Source organism: Cryobacterium sp. CG_9.6 (assembly GCF_029893365.1).
Classification (GTDB): Bacteria; Actinomycetota; Actinomycetes; order Actinomycetales; family Microbacteriaceae; genus Cryobacterium.
Genome location: NZ_JARXUZ010000001.1, coordinates 3,102,461 through 3,120,911, shown reverse-complemented (window position 1 = coordinate 3,120,911; position 18,451 = coordinate 3,102,461). Strand labels below are relative to the sequence as shown.

Sequence of the window (18,451 nt, the reverse complement as noted above, 5' to 3'; positions counted from 1 at the left end):
GTCTATGGTCGTTGACAGTGCTCACAGGGAAGCGTCCGAGGGCCTGAGGCCGCTGGACCGCGCGGCAGCCGAAGAGATCGCACGGGGGTTGCGCGTGATGGCCGACCCCACCCGAGTGCAGCTGCTGGGGATGATCGTGGCACAGCCGCAGGGGCGGGCGCTCGTGGGGGAGCTGGCCCGTGCTCTGGAACTCAGCCAGCCCACGGTGAGCCACCACATGCGCATCATGGCGGAGGAAGGCCTGCTCAATCGTGAACAGGTGGGACGCCAGGCCTGGTATTCGGTTACGCCGGATCGCATCAGTGATGTGCTTGAAACGACGCGGAGCCGCAGTGACCAGATTGCCGCGGCGGTGGCCGCCCCGGTTTTGACGCGAATCACCGACGATCTCACCGTTCGGTTCCACGGCATCTTCTCTCGGCAAACGGTGGGGCGCTATGTGGTGGAGAGCTATGAACTGCTGGCCCGGCAGTCCCAGATCACCCGATACCTGCCGTCGTTTACGGCACGCTTCGCCGGTGACCGGCTCCGGGCGCTCGCGGCCGTGGAGAATCGAGTGCCGACGGACATTCCCGACGTGCTTTTCGTCTGCGTGCAGAATGCTGGACGATCCCAGCTCGCCGCAGCGATACTCCGCTCGCTCGCCGGCGACCGCGTTCGGGTGCTCACGGCGGGATCGGCCCCCGCAGGCGCGGTTAATCCGATGGTCGTTGCCGCTCTCGACGAGATTGGCGTGCCCGTCAGGGGGGAGTACCCGAAACCACTCACCGACGAGGTTGTGCGGGCAGCCGATTACGTCATCACGATGGGCTGCGGTGACGCCTGTCCTGTGTATCCGGGGCGTACCTACCTCGACTGGCAGCTGGCCGACCCGGTGGGGCAATCGATGGATGCCGTGCGCACGATTCGAGACGAGATTACGGTTTTGGTGCGGGCGCTCCTGACGGAACTTTGAATCGGTCCCGATATCGTCCCTAAAACATAGATATTCGTCTATGCTTTGAAGACGTCGAGATTAAGGAATTCACCATGTCTGCACAGCCCACTGTTTTGTTCGTCTGCATTCACAATGCTGGCCGTTCGCAGATGGCCGCCGGCTACATGCGGGCGCTGTCGAACGGCGCCGTCGAGGTGCGCTCCGGAGGTTCGGAGCCCGGCAATCAGATCAACCCCATGGCGATTGCGGCCATGAACGAAGAGGGCATCGATATTTCGCAGGCCGTTCCGCAGCTGATGACCACGGACCAAGTGCAGGCCTCCGACGTTGTCATTACCATGGGTTGCGGCGATGTGTGCCCGATCTTCCCCGGTAAGCGCTACGAAGACTGGGAGCTGGTCGACCCGGCCGGCAAGAGCATTGAGGATGTTCGTCCCATCCGGGATGACATCAAGGCTCGGGTCGAGGCGCTCCTCGCGGAAATCCTCCCCGCTGCTGCCGACAAGGTTTAGCACTCACCGACCGCAAACCCTGTGACAGAGTGATCGCCCGCCGTCGGTCTGAACATTCGGGAGTACTGTAGCGGCATCTGGCCAGTGTGACTCGCCGTGCGTAGGGAGATCCCGTGGATTTTCAGGACTGGATTGAGGTAGCTGGCAGCGCCGTGGAGGCGGCGGGCGTGATTGCTATTGTCATGGGCGTTGTGTTGGCACTTGTCTTTGCTGTCACGCGACTCCTGCGCCGCCAAAGTGGGGTCTATGGGAGGTTTCGACGTTTCCTCGCTCGCTCGATTCTGCTGGGGCTGGAGCTTCTGGTTGCCGCAGATATCATCCGCACGGTGGCCGTAGGCCCAACGCTCGAGGGTGTGGGCGTACTCGCCCTTGTTGTACTCATTCGTACTTTCCTCAGCTGGGCGCTGGAGCTGGAAATCACGGGTCGGTGGCCCTGGCAACATGGTCAAGGTTGGGAGAGCACCAACGACAGCAACTCTGAAACTCTTTAACAGCACTGATTCTTTAACAGCACGGAAAAGGGCCGGGTCGGCAAGCCCCCCAAACCCCTCGAAGTTTGACGACGAAGCGCTTGGTCACGCTTTAATCCGACCCAGCTTGCGACCAGTATCTACCCATACTGCGCGGCCGTCAACGGGTCATTCTCGGGAGGCTGTAATCGCCCGTAGCCGCTCAGCGTGAACGGTGTCGAAGTGCGCGTGTGCCCAGTTGCGGGCGCCCAGAGCGATGCTGCGCAGCGCCGACTCGTCGAGTGTGGCACCCTGAAAATAAGCGTCGTTCACGTCTGCATCCTCAAACCGTGCCTCGTTCATGGTGGTTAGTGAGAATCGAGTGCCGTTGAGAGTGACCTTGAACCCTCGCACCCTGTCCATGGTCATCTCACTGCGGTTGGCGCCGTGCTCCAGCGTTGCCGGGAAGGGAAGCCTCTCCGGTCAGTAGAATTACATTCATGACGCTGCCGCGCTTTCTGTTTGCCGACCAGCTCGGACCGCACTTTGACGATGGCGGCCCCATCATTATGGTCGAGGCGGAAGCGGTGCTCACCCGTCGCCCCTATCACCGGGCGAAGGCGCACCTCATTCTCAGCGCCCTGCGGCACCGCGCGGCCGAGCTGGGCGACCGGGTGGAATTCCTGTCGGCACCGCACTACCGGGACGTGCTCACCGGCCGCGAGCTCGAGGTCATTAATCCCACCTCCTGGGGGTCGCGCTGGTTGGTTGAGGAGCTCGGCGCGGTCGTGTTGCCCAGTCGGGGATTTGTCACCAGCGAGGTCGACTTTAAGGCCTGGGCTGCCGGCCGTGGATCCAAGCGGCTGCTGATGGACCAGTACTATCGTGAGCGCAGAACAGCCACCGGCATTCTCATGCGCGGACCGGAGCCCGAGGGTGGCCGCTTCAACTTCGACCACGACAACCGGCAGCCACCCCCCAAGAACGCGGCGAGCCTGGGCTTGCCCGACGTGTATTGCCCGGTGGAAGACGAGATCGATGCCCAGGTGCGGCGCGACCTGGATGCCATGGAAGCCGATGGTCGTGCACACTTCCTCGGCCAGGACGGCCCGCGCCGCTTCGCAGCGACCCGTGTCGAAGCCCTCGCGGTGCTCGACGATTTTGTGGAGACCCGTCTGAGCGACTTCGGTCCGTTCGAGGACGCCTCTCTGCTCGGCGACAGTGAGATGAGCCACTCCCGGCTGAGCGTGCCCCTGAACCTGGGGCTGTTGCATCCGCAAGAGGTTATTGATGCGGTCGTGGCCGCGTTCGAGCGTGGTGGCGCTCCGCTGCAGAGTGTCGAGGCCGTCGTGCGACAGATCATGGGCTGGCGCGACTGGGTGTGGCACCTGTACTGGCACCTGGGTGAGGACTACGTGCGGCGCAGCAACTACCTCGACGCCCGCGAACCGCTGCCCCGGGAGTTTCTCGAACTGGACGGCAGCGGTGTTCGCGCGCGCTGCCTCAGCCACGTACTCACCGAGGTGGGGCGAACCGGCTGGGCCCACCACATTCAGCGGCTGATGGTGCTCGGCAATTGGGCACTCCAACGCGGATACCGTCCCGACGAGCTCACCGAGTGGTTCACCAACGCGTTCGTGGATGGCACACCGTGGGTGATGCCGGCCAATGTGGTGGGCATGTCCCAGCACGCCGATGGGGGACTGGTCGCCACGAAACCGTACGCCTCGGGCGGCGCCTACATTTCAACCATGAGCGACTTCTGTGGCTCGTGCACGTTCAACCCCAAGAAGAGGCTCGGCCCCGACGCCTGTCCCTTCACCGCCGGGTACTGGGCTTTTCTGGATCGCGTGGAACCCAAGCTGCGCGGCAACAACCGAATGGCGCAAACACTCGGAGGCCTCCGCCGGCTGAGCGACCGCGAGGCCGTCGTCGAGCAGGAACGCACCCGCACCGACTGGTGAGACGGGGCGGGTTAGGCCGCAGGCTGAGGAACGAACGCGCCGCTCGGCAGGTCGCGCTCGCCGGCCATAATCGCGTCGACAAGGCGGCGGGCAACCACGGCCGGATCGAAGCCGGTGGGCATCTTCGGCGCTGTTCCGGCCACGGGCCTTGTGGCCAGTCCCGTTTCGGTGTGGCCCGGTCGGGCGTCAACCACACGGATGCCCTCCCGACGCAGTTCACGTGAGGTGGCCTGCGCGAAGGCGGCCAGGGCCGACTTGGAAGCGGAGTAGGCCGCCATATTGGCCGTGGGCGACTCGCTGACCACTCCGCTCAGGGTGAGAAAGAAGGGGTCGCGCTTCGCGGCAGCGGACTCCAAAAGAGCAGGCCGGGCCGCACGCAGCAGGCGCATCGGCGAGAGAACATTCACGCCGAAGAGGATGTCCATGGTCTCATCGGACGTTTCGGCCGCCGGTCCAAAAGCAACCACCCCGGCCGCGTTGATCACGCCGTCGAGCCGGCCGTGAGCAGCAAGTGCGGCCGCGACGAGCTCATCGTCGGACCCGGCATCCAGCAGGTCGGAATACACGAACGTCCCCGGCACGTTCAGGGCGCGCACCTTCTCCTCTGACCGCCCGTGGAGCGTGAGAAGCGCGCCCTCATCAGCCAGAATTTGGGCGATGACGGAGCCGAGTCCGCCCGAAGCGCCGACGACAAGAATGGATGATCCAGCAAGCGATGTCATGGCCTCACCCTACTGGTCGAACGTGTTTATGACATGTGTACTGTCACGCCTAGCGCCGCGGGAAGTTCCGTCAGGTCGGCCACGGTAACGGTGGGAGCCTCGAAGTAGGCCGGATAGCGCTCGCCGGAGCGGTTCAACCAGGCCGTGCGCAGCCCCGCGCGAGCAGCACCGTGAATGTCCCACGGGTGAACGGCAACCAGCATCATGTCTGCCGGCTCGGTGCCGCACACCGTGGCCGCATAGTCATAAGCCGATCGAGCCGGCTTCCACGCGGGCGCGTCGTCCACCGAGAGCAACGCCTCGAACTCGCTACGAATGCCAGCGGTCTGCAGCAGCGCCTCGGCAATTCGCGCCGAACCGTTGCTCAGGGTGACCAACCGGCAGTCCGCAGCACTCAGCAAGCGGATGCCCTCCGGCACGTCCGCATGCACGTCCAGTCCGACTAAGCCGCTCATCACGTGCGCCACCGCTGCTTCGTGGGCACGGTCCAGCTCAAGGCCGACAACCAGCCGGCGGAGGGCATCGGCGCCAATCTCGGCAAAAGAGGCGTGATCGCCGCTGGCCGTGAGGGCAAAGCCATCGCGCAGCAGCGTGGCAAACCACAGGGCAGAGAGGCTGGCCGGGGCGCCGATCTCACGGAATCGTTCCGCGAGGGGCGACATGTCGGAGAGCGTCTCGTTGACATCAAAGACGATAAGGGGTGTGGTGGGGGTCATGAGGTCACCCTAGCCGCGTCGCCGTGACGCACGGTGCCGGGTCGAATGACCGTGGCGTACACGCCAAAGTTGATGTCGCCAGCCACGAGCCGATACCCGGCCAGGGTCTTCAGCAGCGTTGTTCCCCGGTCGCCGGTGTCCGGGTCGTAATCGATCACGCCGCAACGGGGAATGCCTCCCGCCACTCGTAGGCGCACCTCTCCCACGTCAATCTCGCGGCCCGCCCAGCTGTCCTCAGCGTGCGGGGCGGCGCCCTCGGTGTCCAGCGTGAACGTGGCCCGGAATCGACGCGCGTCAACGACGCATCCGCTTTCCTCGGAGAGGCGACGCAGCGAACTGGTGGTGCAGATTGTCACCGAGTCGCCATAAACCACGTCTCCGGCAACGACCGTGTGGGCCAGCACCACGTTGCGCTGCAGCAGACTGGAGAGTTCCAGGGCCCACGGCCCCTCCACCACCTGCATCGACGCCGGTCGGCCCCAGTATTCGAGGTTCACCGGATCACCGGTCGGCTGCGGCGCGGCCGTCATCGCCTCGCCGCCCACGCTCAGGCACAGCAGGCCCTCCATCCACTCTGCTTCGCAGGTGAGCAGTGACGGATTCTCCACGGTTCGGAGCACCTGACCCGCCGCCAGGTCGACCACCGCGAAAACCCGGTCGTCGACGGGGCCGTGATTGGTGATCTCAATCTGCTCCCGCGAGGTGTGGCGGGCACCCTTCAGAGCGGAGACCCCGATGTCGCTGACGCGCATCATCGAACGGTGGCGGTGCGGCGGGCGCAGTGCGGGACGGTCGCTGTCGGGTGCATCCCTCATTGAAGCACGATGTCGGGCTCCTGTGCGGTTGCGCAGAGAACCCCGGAATAATCTCGGCCTTTATACGTTTGCATATAGAGTACAAAGCATCAGCAACCCTCGTACGTAGTGGAGAAAATCATCATGAACGCCGAGACATCAGGCCTGCATCACGTCACCGCAATTGGTGGCGCACCCCAGAAAAACATTGACTTTTACATCAAGGGACTGGGACTCCGCTTGGTGAAGAAGACGGTCAACTTTGATGACCCCAGCACGTACCACCTCTACTACGGCGACGATGCCGGCCGTCCCGGCTCGCTGATGACCTTCTTCCCGTGGAAGGACGTTCCGGCCGGACGCGTAGGCGCCGGTCAGTCGACCACAACGGCCTTCTCGGTTCCTGCCGGCAGCATCGGCTGGTGGAAGGCACACTTCGCCGAGCTCGGTGTTGAGTCCGAAATCAGCACCACCAACTCCCTCGAGGAGCGCCTGTCGCTGCGGGACCCTGATGGTCTGCAGCTGGACCTCGTGGCCTCATCAGTCTCCGATCCGCGCGACCCGTGGGATTCGGCATCCGTTCCCGCCGAATACGCCGTGCGCGGTCAGCACTCCTCCGTTTTGACCGTTCGCGACCCCGCCGGAACCGCCCAGGTACTCACCCAGGAACTGGGCATGCACCTCGTGTCGGAGAATGGTGACCGCCTGCGCTTTGGCGCGGGCGATGGAGCCGCCGGAAACATTGTGGACGTGGTTGTAGACCCGGGTGCACGCGAGGGCCTCACGGCCGGCGGAACCGTGCACCACATTGCCTTCCGGGTGCCCGACAGCGAGACGCAGCAGGTGTGGCGTCAGCAGCTCGTGGACCACGGCTACGGCGTCACCGAGATTCTCGACCGCCAGTACTTCACGTCCATCTACTTCCGCGAGCCCGGCGGAGTGCTGTTCGAAATCGCCACCGACACCCCCGGCTTCGACATCGACGAGCCGCTCCTCGAACTCGGCCGCAGCCTGAAGCTGCCGCCGTGGCTTGAGCCCTCGCGCGAAGCGATCGAGAACTCGGTCATCCCCATCACGGTTCCGTCCGAGAACAACCCCAAAGCGGTTGCGGTCTAACCATGCACGCGAGTCAGAACGCCGAATGGCCCCACCTGTACCGCGAGGGTGCGGGCCCGGTGCTCCTGATGCTTCACGGCACGGGGGGCGACGAAGAGCAGATCGCGCAGCTCGCTGAGCAGATCGATGCCCAAGCTGGTGTGCTCGCCCCCCGCGGTCGGGTACGCGAAAACGGTGCCACGCGCTGGTTCCACCGGCTCGAAGAGGGAATCTTCGACGTGGACGACGTGGTGTTCCGAGCCGGCGAGCTGGCCGAATTCGTGGAGTGGGCCCGCCACGAATACGCGTGGGGTGAGCGCGAGGTGATTGCCGTCGGATTCTCCAACGGCGCTAATATTGCCCTGGCCACCATGATGCTGCACCCCGCCACTGTCGCGCGTGCGGTCGCGTTCTCGGGAATGTATCCCTTCGCCGAAGCGGATGCCCCGGCCAACATTTCCGCCGTCGGCGCACTCCTGTTGAATGGGAGCGCAGACCCCATGGCCCCCGCCATCTCGGTGGACCGGCTGGAAGCGGAATTGCTGCGGCAGGGGGCATCCGTTACTCGCGTCACTCGCGCCGGAGGACACGGAATCACTCCCGGTGAAATCGAGCAGGCTCGCGCCTTTGTGCGGGCGGTGCCGGAGCGACCCGTGCTAGTCCGATAGTGAGACCGAGTCGCCCGGCACGAGCTTCACGGTGACCCTGTTCACGTCCACTCCCGCGGCCTGAAGAGCCACCCGAAGAGTCTCGGTGTTCGGTAGCGGGAGTAGGCCCTCCACGTTCACGATCAGCTCGGTGTCTTGCGACGTGATGGCCGTAACAAACCAGCCCGATCGGGCAGCCCACTCGTCGGCTGTTTTCTTGACGGACTGTTCGGCGAGGGTGCGCGTGGCGATGGCGGTACTGGTGGCGGCCAGGGGAGTGCCGATGATCACGAGCATCACCGCGAGCAGAAGCAGGGGATTCCGTAACGAAGCGGATGCCTGACCGTCGGTCCGCGCAAGCCTCGTGACCCCATACAGGGACGCCACAATGATGCCCGTGCCGATAATGGCCACGACATTGGTGACGAAGAGCAGCACCGCGCCCAGGGACTCCCGCACCGAGCCCGACTCGAGGGCCAGCCCTGCAACGGCCAGGGGTGGCACGAGGGAGATGGCGATCGCCACTCCGGGCAGGGTATCGGAGATGTCTTTGCGCACGAGGGCGACGGATCCCACCACACCCGTGGCGAGGGCCGCAAGCAGGTCAATGAGCCGGGGTGTGACGCGCGCGGCTACCTGAGCGTTTGTGTTGGCCAGCACGTCGTTCACCACCACGAGACCCACGAGGTAGCCAATTGCCAGCGCCGTGGCGGCACCGGCAAGCACGAGCAGCAGCGACCTCACGAGGTTGGAGCGATCACCGATTACGGTGGCCAGCGTGACGCCCAGGATCGGTGTCATCAGTGGGGCCACGATCATGGCGCCGATAACGGTTGCCGTGGAATCGCCCACCACGCCGGCGGAAGCGATGATCGTGGACAGGATGAGCAGGAGCCAGAACCGGGAGTAGCGCTGCCGTGAGCGGGGGCCGTCAAAGAATGTGGCATCGCGCATCTGCTCAACCGAATTGAATCGGTCGCTATAGGTGGCACCGGTATCGGTCATGCCCACATTGTGATGCAGGTTGACACCCTTGTCGACGGGTAGCAACGGGTTCGTGACCGTGCGGTTGCAGTGCCGAGTAGCCGGCCGAGGCATCGGCTGGGGCTAAAAAAAACCAGCCCGAGCACAGTGCCCGGGCTGGTTTGAGTGTGTGGTGCGGTTTATGCCTTGGTGTTGAGCTCGTGCTTGGAGAGCTCGATCGCGGCGAACGAGGGGTCGTCGTCGAAGGACTTCAGGCGCGCCACCTTGAAGATGATGAGCGCGTAGATGCACTTGGCCACGATGTCGGCGATGGAGTATCCGACCTGCTTGCCAACCCATGCGTCTGCACCTTCAACGTTCAGCAGCGGAAGGAGGTAGGCGATGGGGTAAACGCCCCAGCTGAGCAGCAGGAGCCAACGCAGCTGGCTGAGGGTGCGACGCACCGAGACCGGCTGGTTGACCAGCGACTTGCTGAGCTCGGTGAACAGCACGAACAGGATGTAGAGGAACGGAATCGTGGACAGCAGTCCGTAGAGTCCACGCACACCGTTGTCGACGCTGATTTCTCCCGGGTAACCGAGAATGATCATGAGCGCTGCGGCGGGAACGAGCTTGACCAGCAGGCTGGTCTGCAGCTTGCGGGTGAGTGCCAGAACGGCAATCAGTTCCACGAGGAGCAGCGGCACGGTGAGCAACCAGTCTACGTAGCGGTAGCCTTCGTTGAAGCTGACGCCAACGGCTTGCACGTAGTCGCCGGTTCCGCCTGCTTCTGCCGATACAAACGCGGCCTTGAACGAGTCAAAGATGCGGAAGTAGTGGTACGCGGCAATTCCACAAACGATGATCGCAACGGTGATGGCGTGGCGGTAACGCGGGAGGATTCGCGGCAGCGAAATCAGCAGGAAAAGCGCGGTGAAAAGCTGCGACGCGATAACGAGCGACAAGAAGTTGTAGACGGTGTCGTATTGCCCTTGATTGAGTATGTCAGGAATCACTATTTTCTCCTTTGGCCTCAATGAGAAGAGCGAGATGCTCCCTCTATTTAGGACCTACTGCAACTAGTTTACTGACGGTGCAATACAAAATTACGACTCCTGCGCAAAACTTGTCAAGTATTCCCCAAAAGTGTTTTTCGCAGTGATCTGACGGATAAAAACAGGTCAGGAGTATGGTTCGGGAGCGCGCTCGTTGGCCGTCCGGAAGACGGGTTCGGATTCACAGATTCCTTGCACTGGATCGATGGTCATCGTAAGCTGCAAGAGCGATATTAGATCCGTGCGTTCGATAATAGAACATAGGCATGAGGGTGTCAGCACCGAATAAATTCAGCACACAGAAGTGAGGAATGCCGTGCAGTTTCATAACCAGGGATACGTGTCAGCCGATCCCCGTATTCAGAACGTGAACGGCGTGGGAATCGATCGCCCCGCCGAACTTCCCGAGAACGTTGACGTTCTCATCGTGGGAACCGGCCCCGCCGGCATGATCGCGGCAGCGCAGCTCTCGCAGTTCGCGGGCATCACCACGCGCATCGTTGAGCGTCGGCCCGAGCGCCTCGCCATTGGGCAGGCAGACGGCATTCAGGCTCGCAGCGTCGAAACCTTTCAGGCCTTCGGCTTTGCGGAGCGCATCATTGCCGAGGCGTACCGCATTACCGAGATGGCCTTTTGGAAACCGGATGCCCAAGATGCGTCGCGCATCGTTCGCACCGCCCGCGCGGTGGACGACCCCACCGGCATCAGTGAGTTTCCGCACCTGATCGTGAACCAGGCGCGGGTGCTGGATTACTTCGCCGAAGTGATGAAGAACGCGCCCACGCGCATGACCCCCGATTATGGCTTCGACTTTGTCGGTCTCACGGTCGCGAGCGACGGGGATTATCCCGTTGCCGTGACGCTGCGCACCAGCGAGGGCCGCGAACGGATCGTGAATGCCAGGTACGTGCTCGGCGCGGACGGTGCCCGCAGCGCGGTGCGCCAGTCGATCGGCTGCACCATGGATGGCGATCAGGCCTTTCACGCCTGGGGTGTCATGGACGCCCTGGCGGTCACGGATTTTCCGGACATTCGCACCAAGTGCGCTATTCAGTCGGGCTCGGGAGGAAACATCCTCCTCATTCCCCGTGAGGGCGGGTATCTGTTTCGCATGTACGTCGATCTGGGCGAGGTGAGCCCCGAGGACCACGGTGCCGTGCGCTCCACAACGGTGGAGCAGATCATCGCTAAGGCGAACGAGATTCTGCACCCTTATGTTCTCGACGTGAAGAACGTGCCCTGGCACAGCGTGTACGAGGTGGCGCATCGCCTCACCGACCGGTTCGATAACCTGCTGCCGCACGAGATCGGCACGCGCACCCCGCGCGTCTTCATTGCCGGTGACGCCTGTCACACGCACAGTGCCAAGGCCGGGCAGGGCATGAACGTCTCCATGCAGGATGGCTTCAACCTCGGATGGAAGCTCGGTGCCGTTCTCGACGGCCGCAGCCCCGAGAGCCTGCTGGGCACGTATTCGGCGGAGCGGCAGGTGATTGCCAAGAACCTCATCGATTTCGACAAGCAGTGGTCCACCCTCATGGCCACCCGTCCGGAAGACCTCGCCGACCCCTCGGAGCTGGAGGACTTCTACGTGCGCACGGCCGAGTTTCCGGCCGGCTTCATGACGCAGTACCCGCCGTCGATGCTCATCGGCGACGCCACCCATCAGCACCTCGCCGCCGGCTTCCCTCTGGGAAAGCGCTTCAAATCGGCTCCGGTGGTTCGGGTCGCCGACGCCAACCCGGTGCAGCTCGGGCACCACCACCGAGCGGATGGACGCTGGCGCCTGTACGCCTACGCCGATGCTGCCGGCCCTGGTGAGGCATCCGCCCTTAGTGACTGGGCCGAGTGGCTGCGCACGTCTGCTGACTCCCCGCTTCTGGCATACACCCCCGCGGGTGCCGATAGTGACAGCATTTTTGACGTCAAGGTCATTTATCAGCAGGCGCACGACCAGGTTGATATTGCCCGGGTTCCCCCGCTGTTCCTGCCGCGAACGGGTCCGTTCGAGCTGATCGACTATGAGCTGGTGTACGCCGCCGATCCGGCAGCCGACATTTTCGACCTGCGAGAGATCGACCGTGGCGGCGCCGTCGTGGTGGTGCGCCCAGATCAGTACGTGGCACACATTTTGCCGCTAACCGCCACCGCCGAACTGGCCGCGTTCTTTCGCGCGATTCTGCTCGACCGCCGGCCTCCCGCGAGCTGACCTTCAGGCTCCGAACGCACGCGCCACGGCTAGCGCGCCGAGGTGCAGGCGCTCGGCGATCTCGGCCTCCGGGCGGGGCAGCGCAATATGAATCACCGCGAGCGACGCGGGGGGCTGCCCGGGAAGCGTCAGCGGCACCGCAATCGACAGTAGCGACGGCACAACCTCGCCATCGCTTGAGGCGTACCCGCGGGTTCTCGCGGCACTGAGTTCGTCACGGAGCTCTTGACTTAAGTCTCGCGGCCAGGAACTGTCGGGTAGGCCGAGCAGAATCGCTTTCCCGGGCCCGCCGCGGGTGATCGGATGCCGGTGGCCCGGCCGATAAGACACCACGGCCACTGTTTGACGCGGTGCTGCGCTCGCCAGAGTCACGGCTTCGCCGCCGTCCACGAGCACGGCAAGTAGGCACGTCATCCCGAGGTCATTGGCAATGTCGTTGAGCACCGGCAGGGCTGCCTGCTGCAGGTTGCGGGCCACTCCCGAGGTGAGGGCCACGAGTCCCACGCCCAGGGCAAAGTTTCCGCCGTCGTCGCGCGTCACCAGGTCGTGGTCTTCGAGTGTGCGCAGCAGCCGGTATGCCACCGAACGGTGTACCTCCAGCGCGCCCGCGAGTTCGGCAATCGACATGTTGCGGTCCGCGCTCGCCAAAATCTCGAGCAAGCGGATGCCTCGCCCCAGCGTCTGAGATCCGGTCTGTGTGGTCATCAGCGCCTCCCGGGTGCGCACCCTGCGCTCCCGTGTTCGATATTAGGACACCCTGCTCCGCTGCGCCTCGCCTCGCCGCGCTCCGCCGCGCTCCGCCGGTCTCGCCCCCCTTCCGCTGGTCGAGCGCGAGCTTGCGAGCAGTCGAGACCTCGTGAGCCAGCTTGCGGGACTTGCTCACCGGGTCTCGAGACGCACGCGAAGTGCGTGCGCGCTCCTCGACCAGCGAGGTGGGTCCGTAACCCGCGCGCCCACCCTCTTCGCGGGTCGAGCGCGAGCTTGCGAGCAGTCGAGACCTCGTGAGGTGGTCTCGAGACGCACGCGAAGTGGGTCCGGAACCCGCATGGTTGTGTGAAGCGGATGCCGGGAGCCACCCAGTAGGCATGACCGCCACCAATATCGGGGGTCGCTACGGTAACGCGGTAGTTGTCAACCTGCTTGAGACAGTAGGTGGGTGTTGATGCCTGTGGGTTGGGGTAGTGGTGGTGCTGTGGGTGGTTGGCGGAAGCGTGTGGGGTGCTGGGCGTAGTAGGCGTCCAGTGCCCGTTGTCGTTGCGCGTGGATGAGGTGGGCGGTGCCGTCAAAGACGGATGCTGGGGTGTGCCGGCCGAGACCGCTGTGGCGGTGTTGGGTGGCATACAGGTCCAAGAAGTCCTTGGTCCATTGGCGGGCGTGATCGCGGTGATCGAATCGGTCCGGGGAGCTGGGGTCGTACTTGATGGTCTTGAACAGTGATTCTGAGAAGGGGTTGTCGTCGCTGACCCGGGGGCGAGAGTACGAGGTGATGATGCCGTTGCTCTCGAGGGCGTTGATGAGGTCTGTGGAGCGCATGGAGGACCCGTTGTCGGAGTGCACGACTGTGGGGGCGCCGTGGGTGGCGATCGCGTCGGTGAACAGTGTCACAGCGCGTTTCTTCGAGATGTAAGTCTCGATGCACCAGCCAATGGGGTAACGCGAGAACACGTCAATGATCAGGTAAAGGTAGTACCGATCGTGGTAGCTGGGTCCGTTCAATTCGGTGATGTCCCACGACCACAAATCCCCGGGCTTGAGCGTCGCGACGGCCGGAGTGCGCGGTGACGGGGAGCGCGGGGTTCGGGTGCGTCGACGATCCCCGACCAGGCGGTGAGCGTTGGCGACCCGGTAGAACGTGCGCTGCGAACACGCGAGAGTCCCGGCGTCGAAGGCGTGCCAGTACGTTTGCACCACCGATTTGTCTTCATATTTCGGCTCGCAGAGCACGGAGAGTATCGTGGCGCGCTCGTGCGTGTCCAAGGCTGCGGGTTGCCGGCGTTCGCGGTGCGGGATCGCCTCAGCCACGGGGCGGTAGTGCTGGTAGCCACGGCTGAGCCGGTAATACGTTGACCGTGGCATCCCGACCAGACGACATGCGTCCACGATCGGCATCGCCATTTCTTGGGCCAGTGCCGTGACCGTCAAGGTCAGGACAGCTTGCTTCGTTTCAGCCACGCCGCGTACTCGCCCGCGCTCATCAACGCTGGTGGGATCGGTGTTTGTTCCTCGTTCGAGCGGGTGGTGATCCCGTCCAAGAGCTCGAATGCTTTTCCCAAGATTTGTTGTGCTGCTTCGGACTGCGCGACCTTCTTCTTCAAAGCCTCGTTTTCCATCCGCAGCCGCGCCAACTCCGCACGATCGCGATTGTCCATTCTTTGTGGTGACCTCTCTGACGTTGCGACCATCGATGCCGTCCATTCTCCATCGTCGCGAGCCCTCAGCCAACGATTCACCGTGCCCTTTGCCAAGTCGAACTCGCGCAGTAACCGCACCTTCGCGCCTCGTTCCACGCACTCATCCCAGCGGCGTATGTACTCAATCCGAAACGCCAACGGAAACGACCGCCCACCATTTCTCGTTCGACCTATCGCCATATCATTCATGTCCTGCTCCGATTCAGCGTCCGTCACCACGATGTCTCACGACCATCATGGCAACTAACGAACGGGCGTAGCGGCCACCGATCTGGGGCGCGGCCATCCGCCGTATTGGGCGCGCTCACCGAAAGCGGGCGCGGCTACCCCCTCGCTGGTTGAGCGCGAGCTCGCGAGCAGTCGAAACCTTGTGAGCCGACCTCGAGACAAGGTCACGGGGTCTCGAGACGCCGGCGAAAGGCGCGCCGGCTCCTCGACCAGCGAAGTGGGTCTCGAGACGCGCGCGACGGGCGGGCGCGGTCCTCGACCAGCGAGGCGGGGGCTGTCGCTGGTGACTACGCGTTCCGCGCGGCAGTAGCGCGCCCTCGAGCTGTCGGTCGCCACCGGCATGCAAGGATTGGTTTCAGAGGTACTGGAGGTGCCTCCCGGAGGAGGACCGTGACCATGAACTGGCGCTCGATCGTCAAGGCCTTTCCCACGGTATTACTGTTCGTGGACACCATCATTCGGGTGTTGGCTGTCGCGGTGGTTCCCCGCAATCGCCGTCCGTCGTCGGCCATGGCCTGGCTGATGGCGATCTTCATCGCCCCGGTTCCCGGAAGCATCCTCTACGCACTGCTCGGCAGCTTCAAGTTGCCCCAGGACCGCCGGGACAAGCAGCAGGAGATTAACGCGTTCATCCTCGAGGCCACCAAGGGCATCGACACCATTTCTGACACCGAGACCGAACCGGAATGGTTCGGCGGTGTGGTGCATCTGAACCGCAACCTCGGCTCCATGCCTCTGCTTCCCGGCAACACCGCGCAGCTCCTTCCCGACTACGACGAGTCCATTGCCGCGATGACGGCCGCCGTGGAGCAGGCAGAACGCTTCGTGCACGTGGAGTTCTACATCCTCACCCGTGATGACACCACGCGGGCGTTCTTTGACGCGTTGAAGGCGGCGCGTGACCGCGGCGTGGCGGTGCGGGTGCTCTACGACCACTGGGCCACCATCACCAACCCTGAGGGGCGGCGCACGCGTGCCTGGCTTCGGGCCAACGGCATCCGCTTTGAAGAAATGCTTCCCTTTCACCCGTTTCGGGGTCAGGTGCGGCGGCCTGACCTGCGCAATCACCGCAAGATCATTGTGATCGATGACGACGTGGCCTTCACCGGTTCGCAGAACATGATCGACTCGAACTACAACAAGGCCGGCAACATCAAGCGCGGGTTGCACTGGAAAGACCTCATGGTGCGCCTCGACGGCCCCGCGGCCGCCGGACTGAATGCGCTGTTCATCACCGATTGGTACAGCGAGACCGGCGAGCTGCCGGCCCCCACCGAGGACGACCTGGCAATTGAGGTGCGCACCGGGGAGGGCACGGTGGAGTGTCAGGTGGTGCCGAGTGGTCCCGGATTCGACGGCGAGAACAACCTGCGCCTCTTCAACGCGTTGGTGTACGGCGCCCAGGAGCGACTCATCATTACGAGCCCCTATTTCGTTCCCGACGACTCGATGCTCTATGCCATCACCACAGCCGCCGAACGCGGCGTGGAGGTGCAGCTGTTCGCCTGCGAGGTGGCCGACCAGATTGTGGTGTACCACGCGCAGCGCTCCTATTACGAGACGCTGCTGCGCTCCGGCGTGCGTATTTTTCTCTACTCCAAGCCCACGGTGCTGCACTCCAAGCACTTCACGATCGACGACGACGTGGCCGTGGTGGGCTCGAGCAACATGGACATGCGCTCCTTCAGCCTCAACTTTGAGGTGTCGCTGATGATTCGCAGCGCCGACTTCGTGCAGCGTCTGCGGGCCGTGGAGGACTCCTACCGCAGCAAGTCTCGCGAGCTCATTCTCGACGAGTGGCTGCAGCGCCCGGTTGCCGTGCAGATTCTCGACAACATCGCTCGTCTCACCGCCACGGTTCAGTAGCAGCGCAGCGCAGGAGGCAGGCGCCACGCGCGCCCGACCCGGATAAACTCGGGGCTATGCCTCACGAATGGATCCAGCGATGACCGACGAAACTCTGCGCCTGCCCACCATTCAGTTTCGTGCCGTGCTCGACCTCGGCGAGCGACTCGCCGCCGCCATCACGCTCCCGAAGGCCCTCGCGCATCCCGACCTGTTCGCCGACTGGGAGGGTGACGAAGACGACGACAGTGCCGACGACGTGCTCAACCTCTCCGTCGACTACGACGACGGCCAGGTGCACATCATGCTCGACGAGTCCGGCCCCTCCTTCCACTTTCACGGCACCAACGACCCGTTCGACAGCCCCTGGCCTGAAGATCAGACCGAGATTCTGCTCAAGTGGGCCCTCACCCTCGCGCAGGAAATCTATTCCCTCGACGAACTGCTCGACACCATCATGGATGCCGCCGACTGGTTCGAGCAGGGATTCACGCTTTACGTGCCCGAAACTGAACCCACTCAGCTCGAGCTCATCGATGTGGCCATCACCGGCGAGCTCCTCACCCTGCCGTGGCTGGGTTCCGGAAGCGTCGACCACGAGCACATTGACGGCGACAACCACCCGATCGCCCTGGTGTGGTCGGCGGACCCCGACCGCACGGGCACGCAGATTGCGCGCGCCTGGCTCGACCCCGCCACCGGAGAACCCCGCACCGAGGCGAGTGACGGCGTGGACTGGACCGCCGTGGCCATGAGCGAAGACGAGGTGCTGCAGTGGTTGGTGGGTATCTACCTCAACCACCACGTGGCGCCCACCCCCGAGGCCCAGATCATGCGGGCGGCCCTCGAACGCATGGGCGGCATCAGCTAGTCACCCCAGCACACGCAGTACATTAAGCACCATGGATGCCTCCCTCACGCGCGCCGATCGCATCTTCTTCTGGGTCACTCGCGTGGTGTCCGCTATCGGGGTGCTCGTCACGGTGGTAGCTGCCGTGGCCACGGGCTCGATGATCGTGCACGGGCATCCGGCGTATGTCATTCTGCTGGCGGTCACCGTCGTGGTGAGCGCGGTGGTGGCCCTCCGTTCCTGGCGCACCACAACGATCACGCGGCAGAAACACAGGGTGGTGCGCGGCATCCTGGCCGGTGCATCCCTGGCCGTGATCGCCCTGCTCGGGTGGCTCGTGCCCGCGTCGGCCGAGCAACCCGCGCTTTCCGCCATGAACTCCGACGCCGCGGTGACGGTCACCGAGACCGCGGACCGCATCGTGCTGACGCCCACGCAGACCCCCAGCACGGTGGGCGTGTTCTTTCAGCCGGGAGCCCGCGTGGACGCCCGAGCGTATGCGGCCGTGCTCAAGCCGCTGGCCGAGGCGGGGCACACCGTCATCATTCCCAAGCAGCCGCTCGGCATCGCCTTTCTGGCAACGCAGGCGTTCACCGCTACCCGCGACACCGTCCCCGCCGTGACGCAGTGGGTGCTCGGTGGGCATTCGCTCGGCGGTACCGTGGCCGCCATCGATGCGGATGCCTACGCTAACGACGCCAGCGAACCAGCCGTCGGTCTCCTCTTCTATGCGTCGTACCCAGCCACCGATCTCAGCGCGATGCCGGCCGAGGTGCTGTCAATCTCGGGCTCGACTGACGGTCTGGCCACGGTCGACAAGATTGCGGCGTCGAAGACCGACCTGCCGGCAGACTCCACCTTTCTGGTGATCGAGGGCGGAAACCACGCGTACTTCGGCGACTACGGCGCTCAGCGCGGAGATGGCGAGCCCACTATTTCTCACGATGCGCAACGCACCCAGATTTCCGAGGCGAGCGTGGCATTTGTGACCTCTCTCGCCGAATAAGAGGCGGCCGAGGCCCGCGACAGCCCGCTGGTTTCAGTCAGCCACTGG

19 protein-coding genes are annotated in these 18,451 nt (G+C 63.9%); 10 read left to right on the top strand and 9 right to left on the bottom strand.

The features are described 5' to 3' along the window. Nucleotides 1–4: 4 nt before the first annotated feature. The 3 genes from H4V99_RS14455 (at nucleotide 5) to H4V99_RS14445 (ending at nucleotide 1,940) form a co-directional block, all read left to right on the top strand. Nucleotides 5–955, top strand: a complete 951-nt coding sequence (locus tag H4V99_RS14455; RefSeq protein ID WP_280679445.1) for a metalloregulator ArsR/SmtB family transcription factor — start codon at nucleotides 5–7, stop codon at nucleotides 953–955. A 74-nt stretch (nucleotides 956–1,029) separates the two neighbouring features. Further along, nucleotides 1,030–1,449: an arsenate reductase ArsC gene (locus H4V99_RS14450; RefSeq protein WP_280679443.1), complete on the top strand. Its 420-nt coding sequence runs from the start codon at nucleotides 1,030–1,032 to the stop codon at nucleotides 1,447–1,449. A gap of 113 nt (nucleotides 1,450–1,562) precedes the next feature. After that, nucleotides 1,563–1,940 (top strand): DUF1622 domain-containing protein, encoded by a 378-nt coding sequence (locus H4V99_RS14445; protein WP_280679441.1) that lies wholly within the window; start codon nucleotides 1,563–1,565, stop codon nucleotides 1,938–1,940. 147 nt (nucleotides 1,941–2,087) lie between these two features. Here H4V99_RS14445 and H4V99_RS14440 read toward each other — a convergent pair whose 3' ends face one another. Continuing rightward, nucleotides 2,088–2,321, bottom strand: coding sequence for a pentapeptide repeat-containing protein (locus H4V99_RS14440; protein ID WP_280679439.1), 234 nt, complete (start codon nucleotides 2,319–2,321; stop codon nucleotides 2,088–2,090). 77 nt (nucleotides 2,322–2,398) lie between these two features. Between H4V99_RS14440 and H4V99_RS14435 the strand changes: the two genes are divergently transcribed. Next, on the top strand, nucleotides 2,399–3,862 hold the full coding sequence (locus H4V99_RS14435; RefSeq protein WP_280679437.1) for a cryptochrome/photolyase family protein: 1,464 nt from the start codon (nucleotides 2,399–2,401) through the stop codon (nucleotides 3,860–3,862). A gap of 11 nt (nucleotides 3,863–3,873) precedes the next feature. Here the strand turns inward: H4V99_RS14435 and H4V99_RS14430 are convergent, their stop codons facing one another. Genes H4V99_RS14430 through H4V99_RS14420 form a run of 3 tightly spaced genes read right to left on the bottom strand, consistent with a single transcriptional unit; the run spans nucleotide 3,874 to nucleotide 6,115 of the window. Next, on the bottom strand, nucleotides 3,874–4,584 hold the full coding sequence (locus H4V99_RS14430) for an SDR family oxidoreductase (RefSeq protein WP_280679435.1): 711 nt from the start codon (nucleotides 4,582–4,584) through the stop codon (nucleotides 3,874–3,876). A 26-nt stretch (nucleotides 4,585–4,610) separates the two neighbouring features. Beyond that, entirely contained in the window at nucleotides 4,611–5,300 is a 690-nt protein-coding gene (locus H4V99_RS14425) for a haloacid dehalogenase type II (protein WP_280679433.1), read from the bottom strand. Further along, nucleotides 5,297–6,115, bottom strand: a complete 819-nt coding sequence (locus tag H4V99_RS14420; RefSeq protein WP_280679431.1) for an MOSC N-terminal beta barrel domain-containing protein — start codon at nucleotides 6,113–6,115, stop codon at nucleotides 5,297–5,299. Before H4V99_RS14420 ends, H4V99_RS14425 begins: the two co-directional genes overlap by 4 nt. Nucleotides 6,116–6,238: 123 nt before the next feature. Between H4V99_RS14420 and H4V99_RS14415 the strand changes: the two genes are divergently transcribed. Together H4V99_RS14415 and H4V99_RS14410 are read left to right on the top strand one after the other, a co-directional pair. Next, a complete protein-coding gene (locus tag H4V99_RS14415) occupies nucleotides 6,239–7,210 on the top strand; it encodes a ring-cleaving dioxygenase (RefSeq protein ID WP_280679429.1) in 972 nt (323 codons plus the stop codon). Nucleotides 7,211–7,212: 2 nt separating this feature from the next. Continuing rightward, nucleotides 7,213–7,857, top strand: coding sequence for an alpha/beta hydrolase (locus H4V99_RS14410; RefSeq protein WP_280679427.1), 645 nt, complete (start codon nucleotides 7,213–7,215; stop codon nucleotides 7,855–7,857). On the opposite strand, the gene H4V99_RS14405 is transcribed toward H4V99_RS14410, so the two are convergent. Together H4V99_RS14405 and H4V99_RS14400 are read right to left on the bottom strand one after the other, a co-directional pair. Beyond that, nucleotides 7,846–8,841, bottom strand: a complete 996-nt coding sequence (locus tag H4V99_RS14405) for a DUF389 domain-containing protein (protein WP_280679425.1) — start codon at nucleotides 8,839–8,841, stop codon at nucleotides 7,846–7,848. The genes H4V99_RS14410 and H4V99_RS14405 overlap by 12 nt on opposite strands. A 158-nt stretch (nucleotides 8,842–8,999) precedes the next feature. Beyond that, nucleotides 9,000–9,815 carry a bacteriorhodopsin-like gene (locus H4V99_RS14400; protein WP_280679423.1) on the bottom strand — a complete coding sequence of 272 codons (816 nt, stop codon included), beginning with the start codon at nucleotides 9,813–9,815 and terminating at the stop codon, nucleotides 9,000–9,002. 355 nt (nucleotides 9,816–10,170) lie between these two features. Between H4V99_RS14400 and H4V99_RS14395 the strand changes: the two genes are divergently transcribed. Next, entirely contained in the window at nucleotides 10,171–12,063 is a 1,893-nt protein-coding gene (locus tag H4V99_RS14395) for an FAD-binding monooxygenase (RefSeq protein WP_280679421.1), read from the top strand. 3 nt (nucleotides 12,064–12,066) lie between these two features. Here the strand turns inward: H4V99_RS14395 and H4V99_RS14390 are convergent, their stop codons facing one another. From H4V99_RS14390 to H4V99_RS14380, 3 genes are all read right to left on the bottom strand, one after another. Then, nucleotides 12,067–12,768: a helix-turn-helix domain-containing protein gene (locus H4V99_RS14390; RefSeq protein ID WP_280679419.1), complete on the bottom strand. Its 702-nt coding sequence runs from the start codon at nucleotides 12,766–12,768 to the stop codon at nucleotides 12,067–12,069. A 426-nt stretch (nucleotides 12,769–13,194) separates the two neighbouring features. After that, on the bottom strand, nucleotides 13,195–14,235 hold the full coding sequence (locus tag H4V99_RS14385) for an IS3 family transposase (protein WP_280674510.1): 1,041 nt from the start codon (nucleotides 14,233–14,235) through the stop codon (nucleotides 13,195–13,197). Beyond that, entirely contained in the window at nucleotides 14,208–14,570 is a 363-nt protein-coding gene (locus tag H4V99_RS14380; protein WP_280674508.1) for a hypothetical protein, read from the bottom strand. Before H4V99_RS14380 ends, H4V99_RS14385 begins: the two co-directional genes overlap by 28 nt. A 528-nt stretch (nucleotides 14,571–15,098) precedes the next feature. Here H4V99_RS14380 and cls point away from each other — a divergent pair. From cls to H4V99_RS14365, 3 genes are all read left to right on the top strand, one after another. After that, nucleotides 15,099–16,568: a cardiolipin synthase gene (gene cls, locus H4V99_RS14375; RefSeq protein WP_280680146.1), complete on the top strand. Its 1,470-nt coding sequence runs from the start codon at nucleotides 15,099–15,101 to the stop codon at nucleotides 16,566–16,568. Nucleotides 16,569–16,647: 79 nt separating this feature from the next. Further along, complete coding sequence (locus H4V99_RS14370; RefSeq protein WP_280679417.1) at nucleotides 16,648–17,418, top strand: hypothetical protein; 771 nt, start codon at nucleotides 16,648–16,650, stop codon at nucleotides 17,416–17,418. A gap of 31 nt (nucleotides 17,419–17,449) precedes the next feature. After that, a complete protein-coding gene (locus H4V99_RS14365; protein WP_280679415.1) occupies nucleotides 17,450–18,403 on the top strand; it encodes an alpha/beta hydrolase in 954 nt (317 codons plus the stop codon). The last annotated feature ends 48 nt before the right edge of the window (nucleotides 18,404–18,451 follow it).

Bases quoted from the DNA above. Each gene is read 5' to 3' on its own strand.
- H4V99_RS14365 (WP_280679415.1), top strand. From the start codon at position 17,450: ATGGATGCCTCCCTCACGCGCGCCGATCGCATCTTCTTCTGGGTCACT.
- H4V99_RS14420 (WP_280679431.1), bottom strand. From the start codon at position 6,115: ATGAGGGATGCACCCGACAGCGACCGTCCCGCACTGCGCCCGCCGCAC.
- H4V99_RS14440 (WP_280679439.1), bottom strand. From the start codon at position 2,321: ATGGACAGGGTGCGAGGGTTCAAGGTCACTCTCAACGGCACTCGATTC.
- H4V99_RS14405 (WP_280679425.1), bottom strand. From the start codon at position 8,841: ATGACCGATACCGGTGCCACCTATAGCGACCGATTCAATTCGGTTGAG.
- cls (WP_280680146.1), top strand. From the start codon at position 15,099: ATGAACTGGCGCTCGATCGTCAAGGCCTTTCCCACGGTATTACTGTTC.
- H4V99_RS14450 (WP_280679443.1), top strand. From the start codon at position 1,030: ATGTCTGCACAGCCCACTGTTTTGTTCGTCTGCATTCACAATGCTGGC.
- H4V99_RS14370 (WP_280679417.1), top strand. From the start codon at position 16,648: ATGACCGACGAAACTCTGCGCCTGCCCACCATTCAGTTTCGTGCCGTG.
- H4V99_RS14415 (WP_280679429.1), top strand. From the start codon at position 6,239: ATGAACGCCGAGACATCAGGCCTGCATCACGTCACCGCAATTGGTGGC.
- H4V99_RS14425 (WP_280679433.1), bottom strand. From the start codon at position 5,300: ATGACCCCCACCACACCCCTTATCGTCTTTGATGTCAACGAGACGCTC.
- H4V99_RS14390 (WP_280679419.1), bottom strand. From the start codon at position 12,768: ATGACCACACAGACCGGATCTCAGACGCTGGGGCGAGGCATCCGCTTG.
- H4V99_RS14455 (WP_280679445.1), top strand. From the start codon at position 5: ATGGTCGTTGACAGTGCTCACAGGGAAGCGTCCGAGGGCCTGAGGCCG.
- H4V99_RS14430 (WP_280679435.1), bottom strand. From the start codon at position 4,584: ATGACATCGCTTGCTGGATCATCCATTCTTGTCGTCGGCGCTTCGGGC.
- H4V99_RS14410 (WP_280679427.1), top strand. From the start codon at position 7,213: ATGCACGCGAGTCAGAACGCCGAATGGCCCCACCTGTACCGCGAGGGT.
- H4V99_RS14435 (WP_280679437.1), top strand. From the start codon at position 2,399: ATGACGCTGCCGCGCTTTCTGTTTGCCGACCAGCTCGGACCGCACTTT.